The organism is Cutibacterium sp. LaCa_286, assembly GCF_057198075.1.
This window is the reverse complement of the sequence record NZ_CP191091.1, coordinates 1,898,930-1,917,099: the sequence shown is the minus strand read 5'-3', so window position 1 is coordinate 1,917,099 and position 18,170 is coordinate 1,898,930. Positions and strand designations below refer to the sequence as shown.

The 18,170-nt window shown below is 65.1% G+C and carries 13 protein-coding genes and 1 tRNA gene; 12 read left to right on the top strand and 2 right to left on the bottom strand.

What is annotated here, in order from left to right:
• The first annotated feature begins 113 nt into the window (after nucleotides 1-113).
• The 9 genes from ACP8JZ_RS08350 (at nucleotide 114) to ACP8JZ_RS08310 (ending at nucleotide 12,639) form a co-directional block, all read left to right on the top strand.
• Nucleotides 114-1,595, top strand: a complete 1,482-nt coding sequence (locus ACP8JZ_RS08350) for a class I SAM-dependent methyltransferase (protein ID WP_323459262.1) — start codon at nucleotides 114-116, stop codon at nucleotides 1,593-1,595.
• A 318-nt stretch (nucleotides 1,596-1,913) separates the two neighbouring features.
• Nucleotides 1,914-4,754, top strand: a complete 2,841-nt coding sequence (topA, locus tag ACP8JZ_RS08345) for a type I DNA topoisomerase (RefSeq protein ID WP_484482398.1) — start codon at nucleotides 1,914-1,916, stop codon at nucleotides 4,752-4,754.
• Between the two features lie 26 nt (nucleotides 4,755-4,780).
• Nucleotides 4,781-6,277: a hypothetical protein gene (locus ACP8JZ_RS08340; protein ID WP_484482397.1), complete on the top strand. Its 1,497-nt coding sequence runs from the start codon at nucleotides 4,781-4,783 to the stop codon at nucleotides 6,275-6,277.
• Complete coding sequence (gene tmk, locus ACP8JZ_RS08335; protein WP_484482396.1) at nucleotides 6,274-7,080, top strand: dTMP kinase; 807 nt, start codon at nucleotides 6,274-6,276, stop codon at nucleotides 7,078-7,080. Before ACP8JZ_RS08340 ends, tmk begins: the two co-directional genes overlap by 4 nt.
• A gap of 77 nt (nucleotides 7,081-7,157) precedes the next feature.
• Complete coding sequence (locus ACP8JZ_RS08330) at nucleotides 7,158-8,438, top strand: DNA polymerase III subunit delta' (RefSeq protein ID WP_484482833.1); 1,281 nt, start codon at nucleotides 7,158-7,160, stop codon at nucleotides 8,436-8,438.
• A gap of 191 nt (nucleotides 8,439-8,629) precedes the next feature.
• Nucleotides 8,630-9,586: a DoxX family protein gene (locus tag ACP8JZ_RS08325; RefSeq protein WP_306517351.1), complete on the top strand. Its 957-nt coding sequence runs from the start codon at nucleotides 8,630-8,632 to the stop codon at nucleotides 9,584-9,586.
• Nucleotides 9,587-9,672: 86 nt separating this feature from the next.
• Nucleotides 9,673-10,338: a regulatory iron-sulfur-containing complex subunit RicT gene (gene ricT / locus ACP8JZ_RS08320; protein ID WP_484482832.1), complete on the top strand. Its 666-nt coding sequence runs from the start codon at nucleotides 9,673-9,675 to the stop codon at nucleotides 10,336-10,338.
• Between the two features lie 200 nt (nucleotides 10,339-10,538).
• On the top strand, nucleotides 10,539-12,029 hold the full coding sequence (locus ACP8JZ_RS08315) for an alpha/beta hydrolase (protein ID WP_484482831.1): 1,491 nt from the start codon (nucleotides 10,539-10,541) through the stop codon (nucleotides 12,027-12,029).
• 295 nt (nucleotides 12,030-12,324) lie between these two features.
• Nucleotides 12,325-12,639 (top strand): hypothetical protein, encoded by a 315-nt coding sequence (locus ACP8JZ_RS08310; RefSeq protein ID WP_306517354.1) that lies wholly within the window; start codon nucleotides 12,325-12,327, stop codon nucleotides 12,637-12,639.
• A 119-nt stretch (nucleotides 12,640-12,758) separates the two neighbouring features.
• On the opposite strand, the gene ACP8JZ_RS08305 is transcribed toward ACP8JZ_RS08310, so the two are convergent.
• Nucleotides 12,759-14,468, bottom strand: coding sequence for a DUF885 domain-containing protein (locus ACP8JZ_RS08305; RefSeq protein WP_484482394.1), 1,710 nt, complete (start codon nucleotides 14,466-14,468; stop codon nucleotides 12,759-12,761).
• 242 nt (nucleotides 14,469-14,710) lie between these two features.
• On the opposite strand from ACP8JZ_RS08305, the gene ACP8JZ_RS08300 reads away from it, so the two are divergent.
• From ACP8JZ_RS08300 to ACP8JZ_RS08290, 3 genes are all read left to right on the top strand, one after another.
• Nucleotides 14,711-14,786: transfer RNA gene (locus ACP8JZ_RS08300), tRNA-Thr, on the top strand.
• Between the two features lie 222 nt (nucleotides 14,787-15,008).
• Nucleotides 15,009-16,370, top strand: a complete 1,362-nt coding sequence (locus ACP8JZ_RS08295; protein WP_484482393.1) for a flavin monoamine oxidase family protein — start codon at nucleotides 15,009-15,011, stop codon at nucleotides 16,368-16,370.
• 167 nt (nucleotides 16,371-16,537) lie between these two features.
• Nucleotides 16,538-17,608 (top strand): hypothetical protein, encoded by a 1,071-nt coding sequence (locus tag ACP8JZ_RS08290; protein ID WP_484482392.1) that lies wholly within the window; start codon nucleotides 16,538-16,540, stop codon nucleotides 17,606-17,608.
• A gap of 40 nt (nucleotides 17,609-17,648) precedes the next feature.
• On the opposite strand, the gene ACP8JZ_RS08285 is transcribed toward ACP8JZ_RS08290, so the two are convergent.
• On the bottom strand, nucleotides 17,649-18,143 hold the full coding sequence (locus ACP8JZ_RS08285; RefSeq protein WP_316328403.1) for a SixA phosphatase family protein: 495 nt from the start codon (nucleotides 18,141-18,143) through the stop codon (nucleotides 17,649-17,651).
• Nucleotides 18,144-18,170 lie beyond the last annotated feature (27 nt).

The window sequence follows — 18,170 nt, the reverse complement described above, 5'->3', positions numbered from 1 at the left end:
GAGGGAAGGACGGCAGGTGGCCAGAGGAAACCTGCGCGCCGGCAGGGGACACCTGCTGGAGAAGGTACGAGGTGACGCGGGGAGTGTGCGAGCGGAAAGGGCAGGATGTGACCATGACGATGATGCTTGAGGAGAACCAGGCGGCAGCACTGCGTCACCTGTTCATCGATAACGACTACACCCGCGCGGGAGTCGCCTCGGCAGTGGGGGAGGCTGGCCGCAAAGGCTTGGAGCGCGGCGTCGGTGTGGCTGCGGAACACACCCTTGGCTCCCGGGACGATCTGCTGACCCAGTTCATCAGGTTGTGGTATTTGCACCTGCCCGTGCCGATCCGTCAGCTGACCGAGGTGCCTGTTGACGAGCTGTGCCGGGTGGGCATCCTCGGCGTCGAGGCGAGCCGGGCCCGGGCCTTGGTGAGTGTGCGCCCCATTGACCTGCTGGACGGTGCCACCGGCTGGGTTGTCTGCGATCATGCCCCCGGACTGAACCACGACGTACGTCCAACACGCCCCGACCACGTCCTGGGCGCCAGCCCAGCCTCGATGAGTTTGGCGCAGATGACGATGCGTACCCCGGTGGACACTGCTCTGGATCTGGGCTGTGGATGTGGTGTGCAGTCCCTGCTGCTGGCTGGCCATGCGAACCGCGTCGTGGCCACGGACGTCAATCCCCGGGCACTGCAGATGGCCGCGCTGTCAACGCAATTCAGCGGTGTGGAGGATCGGGTCGATCTGCGATCCGGGTCGCTCTACGAGCCCATTGACACTCGCTTCGATCTCATCGTCTCCAACCCGCCCTACGTCATGAGTCCGCCAGAGGAACATGGTGCTCGACTGGTCTACCGTGACGGTGGACTCGAGGGTGACGCGCTCGTCGAATCGGTGGTTCGCGGTGCACCAGCCCGCCTCAACGAGGGAGGCGCTCTGCAGGTGCTCGCCAACTGGGCACAGGTGGACGGTCAACCCTGGCAGGACAGGCTCGCCACCTGGGTCGAGGGCACGGGTGCCGATCTGTGGGTCGTCGAACGTGACCATCTCGACGTCCACCAGTACATCGAGACCTGGCTCACCGATGCTGGGTTGGATGGAACGCCGCAGTGGCGCCCCAAGTACGACGCATGGTTGGACTACTTCGCCCAGCAGCACATCACCGGGGTGTCCATGGGGTGGATCACCCTCACCATGGCAGGACGATCCACCCCGGACCTGTCCTTTGAGCAGTGGCCTTGGCAGGTCAACCAGCCCGTTGCCGATGCCGTCACAGCCCATCAGCCCGGTGTGTCAGCCGCTCTGCTACCTGATGAAAAGTTGCTCGCCAGCGCATGGACCCTGCGTGACGACGTGGTCCAGGAACAGACCGGCCAACCAGGATCGGCTGATCCGCAGCACGTCGTCCTGCGTCAGCGGGAGGGGATGTGCCGCGCCGTGGAGGTGGCGACGGCCTCCGGTGGGGTGCTGGGAGCCTCCGACGGGCAACTGCCGTTGGGGGTACTCATCGACACCGTGGCGAGCATCCTCGGCGACTCCCCACAGCAGGTGCGCGAGCAGACCCTGCCACTGGTACGGCAATGTCTGCGGGAGGGTTTTCTCTCGTGACGAGAACCCGTTGCCGCATGGATCGTCAGGCCGCACGGATCATCAGCAACTGGATCCTGCCCGCACCCACGACTCACTGTGGTGCCCGTGTCACTGTGGTGCTCGTGGCTCACGATGTCAGGTGACGACATGTCGCTGGACGGGGGCAGCGAACTTCCACCTCGTGGGCTGTGTGGGCACAGCTCCCGCAGATGTCACCGACGTGTCGTGTGACGCAGTTTTCCGAGCCAGCAGGTATGGTCACCACAGGGTATTGCGAGAGCCGGGCGAGGTGTTCGGTCCCCTTGCAGTTGTCGAGCTAGGAGATGGAAGTCAGGTATGGCAGCCACCAAGAGCCTTGTCATCGTTGAGTCTCCCCACAAGGCGACGATGATTGGCGGATATCTGGGACCCAAGTACGTCGTGCGGGCCAGCCAGGGGCACATCCGTGACCTCCCGACGAGCTCGTCCCAGGTTCCGGCGAAGTACAAGGGGCAGCCGTGGGCGCGCACTGGTGTGGACATCGATCACGAGTTCGCACCGATCTACGTCGTGCCCACGGAGAAGAAGTCGACGATTCGGGAGCTCAAGGGGCTGCTCAAGGAGGCCGACGAGCTCTACCTCGCCACCGATGGTGACCGTGAGGGAGAGGCAATCGCCTGGCACCTGCTCGACGAGCTCAAACCCAAGGTGCCGGTGAAGCGGATGGTCTTCAACGAGATCACCGAGAAAGCCATCCTCGAGGCCGTCGAGGACACTCGGGAACTCGACGACGACCTTGTCAACGCCCAGGAGACCAGACGTATTCTCGATCGGCTCTACGGCTACGAGGTCTCCCCGGTGCTGTGGAAGAAGGTCAAGCCGAAACTGTCGGCCGGACGCGTCCAGTCGGTCGCCACCAGGCTCGTGGTGGACCGGGAGCGGGAACGTATCGCCTTCACCAGCGCCAACTACTGGAACATGGCGGCCACCCTGGCAGCCGAGGACAGCCAGGACTTCACGGCCCGGCTGGTGCGTCTGGACGGCGTTCGGATTGCCGGAGGACGTGACTTCACCTCCCACGGTGAACTCGCCGCAACTGACCTGCGCCATCTTGACGAGTCCAGTGCCAGAACCATCGCCGCCGGGCTGGAGAAGGCCGGATATGCCGTCACCGACGTCGAGGCCAAGCCGTACACCCGCCGTCCCTACGCCCCGTTCCGCACCACGACGATGCAGCAGGAAGCTGGCCGCAAACTCGGTTTCACCGCGGACCGGACGATGCGCGTCGCCCAGCAGCTCTACGAGGGTGGCTTCATCACCTACATGCGTACCGACTCGGTCGCCCTGTCCAATGAGGCGATCAGCGCTGCCCGCAACCAGGCGATCGAGCTCTACGGCAAACAGAACGTGCCTGACAAGCCGAGGGTCTACACCTCAAAGATGAAGAACGCCCAGGAGGCTCACGAGGCGATCCGTCCTGCCGGTGAGCACTTTCGCACCCCGGCCCAGACCGGGCTGTCGGGCGATCAGTTCCGCCTCTACGAGCTCATCTGGATGCGTACCTTGGCCTCCCAGATGGCCGATGCCAAGGGCGAGACCCTGAGCGTCACCATCGACGCCACCCCCAGCTCTCCCATATCGGTGCCAGGAGCCGAGGACGTGTCGCAGGCGACCTTCACCGCCTCGGGACGCACCATCACCTTCCGGGGGTTCCTGCGTGCCTACGTCGAGTCGGTCGACGAGGGTGCCTCCGACGATGCCCAGAAGCGACTGCCGCAGCTCACCGAGGGCCAGGATCTCACCTGCCGCGCCGTGGAACCCGCTGGCCACGACACCCGTCCGCCAGCTCGTTACACCGAGCCCAGTCTGGTCGCCAAACTCGAGGAGTTGGAGATCGGCCGTCCGTCGACCTACGCGTCGATCATCCGTACCATCACCAGCCGGGACTACGTCTTCAAGAAGGGGCAGGCGCTGGTGCCCACCTGGTTGGCGTTCGCCGTCACCCGGCTGCTGGAGGATCACTTCGGCAACCTCGTCGACTACGAGTTCACCGCCGAGATGGAGGGCACCCTCGACGAGATCGCCCGCGGTGACGCTGATCGAGTCACGATCCTCTCGCAGTTCTACTTCGGTTCGGCCGAGGACGACACCCTCAACCCCACCGACGGTCACGAGGGTCTGCACGACCTCGTCACCGAGCTGGGTGACATCAATGCCCGCGAGCTCAGCACCTTCCCGGTGGGGCCCGACGACTCCGGGATCGTCGTGCGCGTCGGTCGATACGGCACCTACGTCGAGACCACCGACGAGAAACGAGCCAATGTGCCCGATGACCTTCCCCCCGACGAGCTCACCGTCGAGGTCGCCACCGAGCTGCTGGCCACTCCCAACGGCGAGGAGCGCGAACTAGGCCTGGACCCGACCTCGCACCGTCCGATCGTCGCCAAGAGTGGTCGGTTCGGTCCCTACGTCACCGAGGTGCTCGACGACGCCCAGGCTGGCAAGGGAAGGTCTGGCAAGGGCAAGGTCAAGCCGCGCACCGCTTCGCTGTTCAAGTCGATGGACCTGCAGACCGTCACCCTGGAGCAGGCGCTCAAGCTGCTGTCACTGCCACGGGTGGTCGGCACCGACTCCGAGGGTGTGGAGATCACCGCACAGAACGGACGTTACGGTCCCTACCTCAAGAAGGGTACGGATTCCCGCTCCCTCACCAGTGAGGAGCAGATCTTCACCATCACCACCGATGAGGCACTGGCCATCTACGCCCAGCCCAAGAAGCGTGGTCGAGCTGCCGCCAACCCGCCGCTCCGGGAACTTGGTGAGGATCCCAACTCGAAGTTGCCCATCGTCGTCAAGGACGGCCGATTCGGCCCCTACGTCACCGATGGCAAGACCAACGCCACCCTGCGCAAGGAGGACTCGGTCGACCAGATCACTCCCGAGCGGGCGCAGGAGTTGTTGGCCGAGAAACGCGCCAAGGGTCCCAGCACCCGGCGCAGGACGACGAAGCGCAAGACGACCACGAAGAGGAAGACCTCGACCAGCACCAAGAAGACCGGCTCCAGCGCGTCGTCGAAGAGCAAGGCATCTTCTGCGCAGAAGTCGGCCGCCAGCCCAGCCGGATCCACGGCGTCGAAGAAAACCCCTGCCACGAGCAGGACGACATCTGCGGCAGCCTCCGGCTCGTCCAGTCAGTGACAGATCGAGTGGATCAAGGGAGTGACATGGGGTCCATCGAACCGCTTCGCTACGAATTGGCCTGGGCCGCGGACCGGCCCGTTCTGACCAATCCAGAATTGGGCCTGGACGTCCTGGTGGACCGGGGAACCAGCTACTCCTTCACCTCGGACATCACCCTGCTCGACTCCACCGATCGCCGTCTGCTGCGAGCCGGTGTCGTGCTCGCCCATCGAGTCATCGAGGGAATTGGCGAGTGGTACATGGATGCCCCGATCTGGCAGCCGTGGCTACCTGCCGACCACTCCGTCGCCCTGGGGATGGCCGGTGACCTGCCGCGGGACTACGGCTGCCTCATCAAACCCTTCCTCCGGGGAGCACCACTGGCCCCGGTGGCCGCACTCACCTGCCAGCGTGTCGAACTGGCCATGAAGGACGACCACGACGAGACGACGGCGATCATTCGCGATGACCGCATCACCGTCACACAGTCCGGGGTGACGACCAGCCGGGTACGGGAGATCACCATCACCCCTCAGGTCGATCCGACAGCTGCCCAGCACGAGTGGGTGACCAACCGGATCCTTGCCCTGGGAGGCACTCCGGTGCAGTCCCACCCTTCGGTCATCGAACATCTCGGGGCTGGGGCCGGGGTGCTGTCGGACTACCCCTTGCCACCACGCCACATCGCCACCAAGATCGACGCCTTCGTCTCCGACGAGTTGCACACCTGTCTGCGACGGATCGTCGAGTCGGACCTGTCTGCGCGTAGTCAGGGGATGGATTTCGGCGATCATCCGACGCATCATGGCGAGGCTGCCACGGCGTTGGGCGCTCGCCGGGATGACGAATTGCTCGGCCTGGGATCCGATCCGGTCGACACCGCTGATGGCGCGGGGATCCACGACGAACTGCACGGCCCCATCGACGGCCTGCTCTCCCAGATCGTCAATCTGCAGCAGACCGTTGACGGCCTGTCGGGAATCCTCGACCCGCAGTGGGCCGAGGAGCTGGAGACGAGGGTGGAGCCCTTGCTGCAGCTCAACCCTGACGAGGTGAGCGTCCACCTCCTGCCAGAGAGTTATTTCCGGATGCTGGACTTCCTGGTGGTGGCTGCCCGCGGCCCGCGCCTGGTCGTCGATCCTGCCCAACCGGTCCAGGAGCTGCTCGACGCCCAACTCGACAAGGCAGTGGAAGCCGTCATGCAACGCTGCTCCCAGTTGACGATTGACGACGATCGCACCTGGCAGCGAGCCAGACGTGCCGTGTACCACGCCATGAACGTGGCCCAGGTGATGCCACGCAACAGACGTGCCCATCGCATTAGGCGTCGTCTGGGACGAATCGCCGATGCCATGGCGGGAACCGGATCGGTCATCGATTCCCCCACCCCCAATGACATCTCCCACATGACCCCCATGGCTGCCTACGAGGCAGGACGAGAGACGGAACGCAGAATCGTCGTGCAACGGCGGCTGCGAGCTGGATTCGCCGATGACTGGCCCAAACTCCGATCCAAACTGCGCAAGGTGGTGAAGGCATGATCCCCTCGCACGAGCGCACCGATCCCGGTGCCGTCTCTCGCAGCGACGCCGATGGCGGTCAGGAGGTTCGGCGCGGTGCTGGCCCCGCCCGAGGTCTGTTCATCGTCTTCGAGGGTGGTGACGGAGCCGGCAAGACCACCCAGGTCAATCTGCTGTGCACTGCACTGCAGCAGTGCGGCCACGACGTCCTCACCACTCGTGAACCGGGAGACACCTGGTTGGGCGGGCAGATTCGTCACCTCGTGCTCAGCCCTGACTCCGGTGAGATCAGCCCCAAGGCAGAGGCCCTGCTCTACAACGCTGACAAGGCACAGCATCTTGCCGAGGTGGTTCGACCGGCCCTCGAACAGGGCAGGATCGTCGTCAGTGATCGATATGTCGACTCCACCATTGCCTACCAAGGAGCGGGTCGTGCCCTGAGCGTCGACGAGGTGGCGCGGTTGGCTGGGTGGGCGACCGATGACCTGGTTCCCGATCTCACAGTGCTGCTCGACGTCGATCCGGTCACCGCAGCCGAACGTATGGACAGCCGGGACCGTATGGAGTCTGCCGGCGATGAATTCCACCGACGAGTGCGGGACAACTTCCTGGAGTTGGCCCGTCGTGGCGGCGGCCGGTACCTGGTCGTCCCCGCACAGCTGACGGCTGAACAGATCGCCGCCCAGGTGCTCCAGCGGGTGTCGCTGCTGGCTGGCAGGGACATCGAGGCCCCCGGTACGACGGATCGTGGCGGGGCGGATCGTGGCGGGGCGGACCGCCTCCGTCCGGAGGCAACCGGACCGTGCGAGGTAGGCGAGTCATGACTGCTGCCAGCCAGACGAGTCCCGGCACCGGATTGGCCCCGGCAAGTCGGTCGAATCCTGCCAGCCAGTCGAGTGAGCTGCTCACCGGGGTGTGGGCCGACCTCGTCGGTCAGGAGAACGCGGTGCGTGTGCTGCGCCGGGCCATATCTGCCCAGCCACACGCCATGAGCCATGCTTGGCTGCTCACCGGACCGCCGGGATCTGGACGTTCCAACGCCGCCCGGGCCTTTGCCGCCGCCCTGGAGTGTGACGACGGCGGCTGTGGGCAGTGCAATTCCTGCCGTACCGTTCTGGCCGGGTCGCACCCCGACGTGACGATGGTGCGTACCGAGACCTTGTCGATCACGGTCAAGGAGGTACGCGACCTCGTCGTCAAGGCAACGATGAGCCCCAGCCGTGGCAGACGTCAGGTCATCGTCGTCGAGGACGCCGATCGCGTCACCGAGCGTGGAGCCGACGCCCTGCTCAAGGCCATCGAGGAACCCGCCCCACGCACGGTGTGGCTCCTGTGCGCACCCACCGCCGAGGACGTCATCATCACGATTCGTTCGCGGTGTCGACGACTGCATCTGGCCACCCCCCGCGATGCGGCGGTTGCCGACCTGTTGGTGCGTCGCGACGGTGCCGATCCAACCCTGGCTGCCTCGGCAGCCCGTGCCGCACAGGGGCACATCGGACGTGCACGAGCCCTGGCTCGCAACGAGGAGGCTCGCAACCGACGTGCCTGGATCCTCAGCCTGCCCACCGAACTGCACACGCTGGGTGACTGCTTGGAGGCAGCACGACGGCTGGACGAGGATGCCGATGCCGAGGTCAGCACTGTCACTGCCGAGCTCGACGCCAGGGAACGTGCCAAGCTGGAACGTGCCCTGGGACTTGACACCAAGGGGGCACGGGCCCGCAATGCCCAGGCAGCCATCAGGGATCTTGAGAGTGAGCAGAAGGCGCGCACGAAACGAATGCGACGTGACGCTCTGGACCGCGTCCTCACCGAGCTGACCACGTTCTATCGGGATGTTCTTGCCGTCCAGACCGCAGCGGTGCCTGTCGAGGATGAGGCTGCGCTGTCGGGCCCCAGGCTCGTCAATGCCGAGTTCAGTCGGCAGATCCACCAGATGGCCGATTCCAGCAGTCCTGCGCAGACCGTGCACCGGATCGACGCGATCCTGGACACCCGAAAGTCGTTGGAGTCCAATGTGGCTCCTCTGCTGGCCGTGGAGACGATGCTCATCGCCATCAGTGGTGTGGACGAGAAGCTGCGGGGCCGTGTTGCTCGTCCCAGCAGTGCTGGACCTGCCCACGGCTGGCGGGCTCACCCGCACCGATCTGCCCCACACCGATCTGCAGGTCCACAATGATCTGCAGGAAGTTCATCTGTCGCCCCGTGCGCGTGTCACTGTCGTTTGCGGTGGTCTCACCGTGGCACAGTGGCACAGTGCTCGACTGTACATGTGCCAGATGTGCGCGAGTTGGATGTGCATGAGTCAGATTGTGCATTGGGAACTGGGACGTGATGCCCCGGTCCACCGACGAATTGTGAGGTGTTGACGTGAGCAAGGCAGTCAAGAGGCCGTCTGGTGACTCCTTTGACCCAGGCGCCGAGGAGACCCGCGTTCTTCCCGGTGGCCGCAACGAGCCTGATGTCGACGATTTCAACGAGACCATCGCCCTGCCCGACACCCGTGAGGCCGAATCGGGTCTGCGAGGTGACGCCGAGCAGACCGTGGCCACATCCGATGCCCCGACCTACGATCTGTACCGCGATGACCCGAACTCCGAGGAGACGCGGGTGATCTCCCCTGCCGGAGACGCGGGTGACATGGAACGCACCCTCGTGCGTCCACGTGGTGCTGGCGACTACCAGCAAGACGACGCCGACCACGATCGCACCGAGACCCTGGGCTCCTACACCAGAACCGATCCCGAAACCGCCTCCTACGCCGAGCAGCGGGCTCGGCGCCGTGCCGAGGCCGAGCGTCGGGCCAGTGAGCGTGCCGACCGAGAACGTGCCCTGGGCGCCGTACCGGCCGCCGAGGAGCCGGATCCCGTCATCGAACCACTGCCCAAACGCACCACGGACAAGGCATTCGCCTCCATCGGCCTGTTCCTGTTCCGCTTGGTGCTCGCAGTCATCATGGGCGTGCATGCCTATCAGCACCTGACGAATCGTGGTGCGACGATCGACCTCATCGAGGCAGCGAATCTGCCACATGCCAGCTCCTTGGTGTGGGTGCTCGGCATTGGTGAGGTCCTCATCGCCGTGGCCCTGCTGCTGGGCTGGTTCACCCGATTCACCGGTCTGGCGTTGGCAGCCATCGGCGCCCTGTCCCTGATCTACGTCCACTGGGGACGGTTCAACCTCTTCTACGACATGGGATTCCGTGGTGAGCTCGAGCTGCTCATCACCACCTGCGGTCTGCTGCTGTTCTGCCTGGGCAGTGGCGGTTGGGCCATCGACGCCGGTCGACGCAAGGTACGAGATCGTAGGAAAGCCCTCAAGGGCTGACGGCCACCATGACACGAGTCATCGCGGTCGCCTTCCACGAGCATGGCCAGCTGCACCATCTGGCCGCCGATGGGGTGGACGTCCACCTGGGCGACTGGGTGCTGTACCCCACCGACGACGGCGACGAGGTGGCTCGATGCGTGTGGGGACCCCAGGAGGTCTGCTTTGACGGGCCCCTGCCCACGTGTCCCGGGCTTGCCAGCCCCACCCAGCTCGATGCCGCAGCCGCTGCCCGACAGCGTCGCAGTGAGGTGACCGAGCTCGTCAAGAAGCGCATTGCCGCACACGGTCTTGACATGCAGGTGCTGGCCGTCGATCTCGTCGAGGGTGACGCTCCCCATGTGGCGGTGTACTACCGCACTGCTCACCGGGTGGATTTCCGTGCGCTGGTACCGGACCTGGCCCGCGCCCTGGCGAGTCGAGTGGATCTGCGGCAGGTCACCGGCCGCGACCCTGCACGTCTCGTCGGAGGAGTCGGGCTGTGTGGCCACCAGCTGTGCTGCAGCACGTTCCTCAACGAGGTGGAGCCGATCTCGATCCGGCTGGCGAACCAGCAGGGACACGGCTCCAACCCCATGGCCGTCACCGGGCTGTGCGGGCACCTCATGTGCTGCCTGCGTTACGAGAGCCCCTACTATGACGACTTCACCGCGACGGCCGAGCAGATCGCCCAACAGAAGCAGGACCGCTCCGCAGACCAGCTGGGTTGTCCGCTGAGGCCGGTCTGCGGGAAAGCTGCCGGGAGACCTTGACGATGAGACGTGACGCCCGTCGAATCATCACAGTGATCTGTGTGTGCCTGTGCCTGGGACTGACTGCCTGCGGTGGTTCGTCGAACAACTCGCAGCCGCACACCACGGATGCTGTACGCACGCCATCGGTGGCCCCGTCCCCGACGCTGGGCCAGCCGGATCCACCAGTCGCGTCCTTCGACCCGAATCAGCACAAGATCATTGATCACCACGGCAATCCCGATCGTCGGAAGCTGAATGTGCCGAGTTCCATGCCCCAGGGCATGAAACCTGCCAGCGGTCGGACGATGCACTCGTTCCTCACGCAGCGCATCACATGGCGTCCGTGCGGCAGCAAGTTCTGTGCGAAGGTCGAGGTGCCACTGGACTGGGACCATCCCGAGGGGTCGACGATCACCCTGGCACTCAAGAAACATGCAGCCGACAAGGCACACGGCTCTGGCAAGGGGCATCGGTCTGGCAAAGGACAGGGGGCCACGCTCTTCCTCAACCCTGGCGGCCCCGGCGGATCGGGCCAGGAGATGCTCGACACCTTCGAGACTGACCAGTTCGCCGACTACGACGTCATCGGATGGGACCCTCGTGGCACGGGGGAGTCCACTCCGGTGCGGTGCGGCACCGACGCCCAGACCGACGCCTTCCACGCCCTGGATTTCACCCCACACAGTCAGGCCGAGTGGAATGCGCTCACCTCGGGCGCCAAAACCTTCGCCCAGCAGTGCCGGCAGGCTTCCGGGGCCCTGCTCGACCACGTCTCGTCCATCGACTCGGCCCGTGACCTCGACTACCTGCGATACCTGGTGGGTGATGAGAAGCTCACCTATCTGGGCGTCTCCTACGGAACGTACTTGGGAGCGATGTACGCCGAACTGTATCCGCAACGAGTCGGACGCATGGTGCTCGACTCTGCCGTCAACATCACGACCAAGGAACCACCGAGTCAGCAGGAGGCCTTCGACAAGTCGTTCCACGAGTTCGCCACGTGGTGTGCTCAGCCGCGGTCACATTGTCCGCTCAAGGGCACTCCCGACCAGATCGTCGACCAGACCAAGGGTTTTCTCGATCACCTGGGAAGCAGGCGTCTCACGGTGCGTACCGTGAACAAACAGGCCAAGCTGTCGGAGACCGACGCCGCAACGGGCATCGCACTGTTCCTCTACCTGGGCAGGCAGGGCTACCAGCAGCTGGCCGGGGCGCTCAGCGCTGCCCTCAACGACCATGACGGCAGCCAGCTGTATGCAGCCGCAGGCTACATGTACGGCCGAGACCCTATGAGCGGCAAGTATGACCCAACGGCCTACGCCTTTCCGGCGATCTCCTGCCTGGACACCGGTGACGACGGGATGAGTGAGGTACGGCAGGACTGGGACGAGGCCAGGAAGACGGCCCCGCTGCTGGGTGAGGCGATGGGAGCCGATCCGGTGTGCGCGGTGTGGAGCACGACTCCAGTACCCCAGCTCAAACTGACGGCCCATGCCGCAGCACCGATCGTCGTCCTGGGGGTCACCGGGGACCCGGCAACCCCTTACCAGCAGGCCCAGTGGATGGCGCAGCAGCTGGAGTCCGCCGTCCTGGTGACGTGGAAGGGATCAGGTCACTCGGCCTGGAGCCTGGGGAACCAGTGCCTCAAGGACTCAGTCACCAGCTACATCAATGACGGCACGGTCCCCAAGGACGGAAAGACCTGCTGACGACCGGTTCTGGATGGCCAACCAGTTCTGGGGTGCTCTCGCCACCCATCGTGCACTGGCCCTGGACAACGGCTCCTGCCCAGAAATGCCCACGTTGACTCCAGAGCTGGAGCCGCACCGTTGTCGTCACTTTTGGGAGCACCGTCTACCGTGGTAGACGCGCGTGGCACACGTCACGTGAGGCTGTCGGAACAGCTCGAAGCGCGTCGAGCCAGAAGATTGTGCGTCCCAACCGGGCCAGATTTTCAGACTCACCATGCGTCGGGTACACGGATTGGCGATCGGAGGTGAGGCCATGACACGGGTGCGAATTGTCAGAGCGACGGTTGCGTTGGCTCTGGCACTTGCCATCCTGGCCCTGGAGTGGGCATGGCGGCACCGCACGTACGAGGACCTCGAACAGCGGGACGGCAAGTGCGTGGTCGTCGGTGAGACCGTCAACAATGGACGGGTGCCAGTCGTGCCGTGTCAGGAGGAGGGTGCCCGTACGGTGCGGGCGGTCGTGGGACCCAACGGGGATTGTCCCGACGGCACCGAACGCGTTCGGGTGCGTACCGAGCTCAGCCATGACACCGGTTACGTCGGTACGTTGTGCCTGGAACACGGGTGAGAATCCCCGAGGCAGGGCACGCGGTGACCAGGTGGGAATGATCCGACAGCCCGGGCCGTGCAGACCCGGGCGCGGTTCCCCAACGGTACTGGCGATACCGGCAGCCAGATGATCGCCGATCAGGGCATGGGTTCGGTGTCGACCACGGTGTCGTGCAGCAGGTCCAGTGGCAGGCTTCCCAGGGCCAGGGCGCGAGTGTGGAAGTCCTTGAGGCTGAAGCCGTCGGGATTCTTGGCGCGGCAGTCCGCACGCGTCTGCAGCCAGGTGCGCTCACCGATCTTGTAGGCCGGGGCCTGGCCGGGCCAACCGAAGTACCGGTTCAGTTCGAAGCGTGCTGTCGCCTCGTCCATGGAGGCGTGGTTGTTGAAGAACCTCCAGGCCTTGTCCCAGGTCCATTCACCACCGCCGACCTCGGCAGGGGCCTCGAACTGGCAGTGCAGGCCGATGTCGAGCACGACGCGAGCTGCACGCAGGGACTGCCCGTCCAGCAGCCCCATGAAGTAGCCCGGATCGTCCATGTACCCCAGATCGGCCATGAGCCACTCGGCGTACAGTGCCCACCCCTCGATAGGACCGGACTGGCCGGCAAACCGCCGCCACGAGTTGAGAGTGTCCTTCTGGGCGATGGCTGAGGAGATCTGCAGGTGATGGCCCGGCACCCCCTCGTGGTACACGGTCGTGAGCTCCCGCCACGTCGTGAAACCGGTGACTCCCTCGGGCACCGCCCACCACATTCGGCCCGGACGGGAGAAGTCGTCGGACGGTCCGGTGTAGTAGACGCCGCCGTCATGGGTGGGGGCGATCATGCCTTCCACGCGACGGGCTGGTTCGGGAATGTCGACATGGGTGTCGCCGAGGTTCGCCATGGCCTCGTCGGCCTTGGACTGCATCCACTCGCGCAGGGCGTCGGTGCCGTGGATCTGGTAGGCGGGGTCGGCGTCCAGAACGGCCATGGCCTCGGCGACGCTGGCCCCGGGCCTGATGCGCTCGGCCGTCTGGTGCTGCAGCTCGACGATGCGAGCGAGCTCCTGCTTGCCCCATTCGTAGGTCTCGGCGAGGTCGATCGCCGATCCCAGGAAGGCACGTGAGGCGAGTTGATACCGGTCAATGCCCACGGCGTCCTGGTCGGTGGCAAGCTCGGCGATCTCGCCTGCCAGGATTTCGCTGGCCCCACCGAAGGCTTCCTTGGCCACTGCGATGCCGTCAGCCAGCTCGTCCCCGATGTCGGTGGGCAGCTCTGCGTGGTCGGTCGTGGCGTTGGCCAGGTAGTTGTCGAAGAACCCACCGCCAGCCACCCAGGAGCGGGTCTGCTCGACCAGGAGATCCACCTGACGGCGTGCTGGGGCCATGCCGGCCCGAGCCGAGGCGCGCTGAGACTCCAACCAGCCGTTCACCGCATCGGGCACCGCATGCAGACGCCGAGCGATGGTGTGCCACTGCTGCGAGGTGTCGGTGGGCATGGCGTCGTAGACACGGCGAATTGCGTGCAGACCGGATTCGATGCCGTTGAGGCTCAACAGGTCGTAGCCGTGGTCGTGGGTCTCGATCTCCAGCCCCAGCAGCGAGCGCATCGCAGCGATGGTGACGCGGTCGACCTCGTCGGTGGGGGTCGCCCGGTCCAGCTCGACCAGGGCGTCGGCCGCCAACTGGCAGGTGTGTTCCAGGCCGGCGGGGGAGAAGTCGTCGTACTCGTCCTGGCGCACGTCGGCACCCAGGTCGGTCGCCAGGGTGGGGCTGGCCTCCACCAGTCGATCCCAGTAGCGATTGGCGACGACGTCGACCTCGGAGTTGGGGTGGTTGGCGCTGTCCCGCGCTGAATCAACGGTCATGCCCCGACGATACCGGGATGGACTGCCGGGTAGGGGTGTTTGCGGGCTGGATGCGTTGCCATCGTGGGGATGCTGTGAGGGGTGGGGCCCCCTCCCATGGGCCACGGCGTTCGATCTTGGAATGGACGTACTGGGCTGCCGTGGCACTCTCGTTTGCATGGGCCACGGACCTGTGCCGCCGTTGTTTTCGCGTTTGACGCCAACGTCGGTATAGTTTGACCGGTCCGACTCGTCTCGGGCAGGCCGTCGTAGCTCAGATGGTAGAGCGACGCTCTCGTAAAGCGTAGGTCACGGGTTCGATTCCCGTCGACGGCTCCATACCTTTACTCGCTCGTGTTCCACCTCAGAGTCGTCGGGTGCACAGATCTGTCGCCAGCACAGTTCCATCTTCAATGTCCTTCGATCCTGCGGTCGTTCCATGATGCTTTTTCGAGAGGTACCCATCCCAGGGTTCCGGTGCGCAGCGGCTATCGATAAACTTGCGTGACAGCCGAGTCCGCGTCCACGCGCGTCCGACACCTTCGGGTCATGAGGAGAGCCATGTACGACACCATCATCGTTGGAGCTGGCCTTGCCGGGCTGCAAGCCGCCACCACCTTGTCCGCGGCGGGCAAGAACATCGTCGTCCTGGAAGCTCGCGACCGAGTCGGTGGCCGGGTCGAGAACATTGCCCTCAAGGATGGCCGCATCGTCGAGATGGGTGGCCAGTGGGTCTCACCCGGGCACGAGAAGATGCATGCCCTCATCGATGCCCAAGGGCTCCAAACCGTGGAACCGGGCGGCGGGGACATGGTGCTGCGTCTGGGGGGCAAGGCCAAGAAGATTCATGTCGAACAGCCTGCTGCCCAGGACGACCTCAGCCCATTCGAGTTCTCCGACCTGGGTCAGGCGCTGCTCCGACTGCGCCGGTTGGCTCGCAAGGTGACCGACAATCCCACCTGGGCTGCTGCCAACGATCGGTGGCTCGGGCAGAGCCTCCAGCAGTGGCAGGACGTCAATCTGCGTACCGAGGGTGGCCGCAGGTACTTTGCCCGGCTGGTCGAGAAGGCCTTGGGGATCCACCCCGAGATCACCACCTTGGAGGACGCCCTGCAGCGGGTGAGTACTGGCGTCGATCTCGAGTCCTACGTCGTCACCAGCGGTGGGGTACGCCAGGCCCGAGTCGTGGGTGGGTTGGCGCAACTGACCGATGAGATGGCTTGTGGCCTCGGTGATCGTATTCGTCTCTCCACCCCAGTGACGCGGGTGGAACACGCCGAGGGGCATGTCATCGTCACCTGCGAAGGGGGCGACCGATTCGAGGGCAGCTCGCTCGTCCTCACCACCCCGCCCCGGTTGCTCAAGACGATTGACTTCGAGCCCGACCTTCCGGCCGAACGCTACGACATGGCCGACAAGATCCCGGCCGGCAACGTCATCAAGGCGTTTCTGGTCTACGACGAGCCGTGGTGGCGGGATCGCGGGCTCTCTGGACAGATGAGTTGGAACGAGGGTGCCATGCGCATCACCTTCGACACCTCTGACGATGAGCATCACGGCATCCTGCTGGGCTTCTTCGAGGGTGGGGAAGCCTCCGGATACGGAAAATTGTCGGTGTCGCTGCGGCAACGGATCTTCGAGGAGGCCATCGAGAGGGCCTTCGGCCCAGCACCGCGAAAGCCAGTCGACTACGTCGATCGGGACTGGCTGGCCGAGAAGTACACCCAGGGCTGCCATGCCGCCCACTTCGCGCCCGGATTGTGGACTGCAGCAGGCCCTGTCATTGGCCAACCACTGGGGTCCATGTACTTCGCTGGTGCTGAGTACGCGTCCACCTTCAATGGCTACATGGAAGGTGCAGTGCGCAGTGCCGATGCTGCAACGTCAGCCATTCTCGACGTGGCCAAGTCGTCGGAACACTGATTCTGCGATATCACATATCCTTGGTGACGCCCGGCGACGCAAGGGTCAGCGCCGGGAAGGCTACGGAGGTGTGAATGTTCTGTGCGCGGTGCGGGTCTGCAGTACAGGCCCGGGACACGACGTGCCCAAGGTGCAACCTTGATCTTCGTCTGCCCGGCGCAATACGTATGACGGATCCATCCCTGGAGCGTTCCCTGCACGGCGGTGCGGACGGCGTCCGTCCGGTCAAGGACGAGTCGTCCCACTTCGACGCCGACGCCACGGTCGAGATGGATCGCAGAGCCATCAACCGCCCCGCAGCTGCGAGAGGAAACTCCGACACGTCCGCACAGCCGGGCAGTCGCCCCCCGAGGCGCGACACGTCCCAGTTCGACGATGCTGCCCGGACAGACACCGCCCAAGGGGACGACGTCGACCCTGCCCCCGATCTCAGTGAGACCACCTCTCGTGTTCTTCGCGAGCCGGTGTCCCCCGGGGACGAGACCCGAGTGCTCACCCCCACCACACCCCCCGCCTCGACGCCCAATGTCCCCACGCAGCGTATTCCGGATCTTCCCAACGACTGGTTCCGTGACCCGGAGGCAGAACACAGCGCGGTGTTCGCCACCCAGAAGTCCGATCCGGTGCGCTTCACCCCTCCCGCCGACGAGTCCACGACGCAGGACCAGGTTGACGATGTCGAGGAACAGCACCGGCTCTCCGCCCCCGCCATCGCTGCCATTGTTCTGGCGAGTGCAGTCCTGCTGCTCATCGTCGTCGTGTGGGCCTTGCTGCGTTCCGGGCCAGATATCGGCGCCCCGACCTCGAACGCGCCTGCTGTCGCGTCCTCGCCCGCACCGACCTCCAGCCCATCGGCCACTGCTTCTGCGAGCTCCGCTGCCTCTGCAAGCCCCAGTGCCGAGGAATCGAGCGCCGAGGAATCGAGCAGTTCTCCCTCCCCGACGCCCACGCAGGAGTCCAACACACCCACGACATCGGCCACCCCGAGCCCCACTCCCAGCGGCTCCAGCGTCCCCGAGACGGCGCGTCAGTGCGATGACTCGGTCTGGGGCGATGGCAGCGCCTCCTGCCAGCTGGCCCGTGCCGCTGCCTCCCAGCTCCCGCCGCACTCGCACGGAACGGTCCACATGACGGTGTTCAGCCCCGCCTCGAACCGCAGTTACGATCTCACCTGCACCGGCGACGAACTCGTCACGTGCACCGGTGGGCGCACCATCGCCGTCTACGTGCAGCGTTGAGCCAACGGGATCTGGAATCGGCAGGGTGAGGCGATGAGCCTCACATCGGCGGTTCCCACACCCCGCGCAGTGACGTGTTGGTCGCGAACTCCTCGGAGATCTCGCGCCACGGTCCGTCCACCGCGATCTCGGTGAGGGTTGCCGGCGGGTAGTGACACAGCATGGGCTGCCCCTGGCTGTCCGTCGGGTCTGCGGACAGCTGTGCTGCCAACTGCGGGATCGCCGGGGAGTGTGCGATGACGAGCAAGGTGTTCACCTCGTCATCCAATGACTCGGAGATTCGCTGCCGCATGGTGGGCACCGTGCAGCCGTACAGCACACGCATGGTCTCCACGCGACAGTCCACCTCCAGCTCCTCGAAGGTCTGCTGGGTGCGTCGGGCGCTGGAGACCATGGCGAGATCGATCCTGCGATCGGCAAGTTGGAGCCCCATCTCGTGGGCCTGACGCCGACCATAGGCCGTGAGAGGACGGTCGTGATCGGTGGCTGCCATCGGAGCGGCCTGGGCATGGCGCATCAGCAAGAGGGTGTGCATGAGATCATTGTGGCACCCCTGCCGACC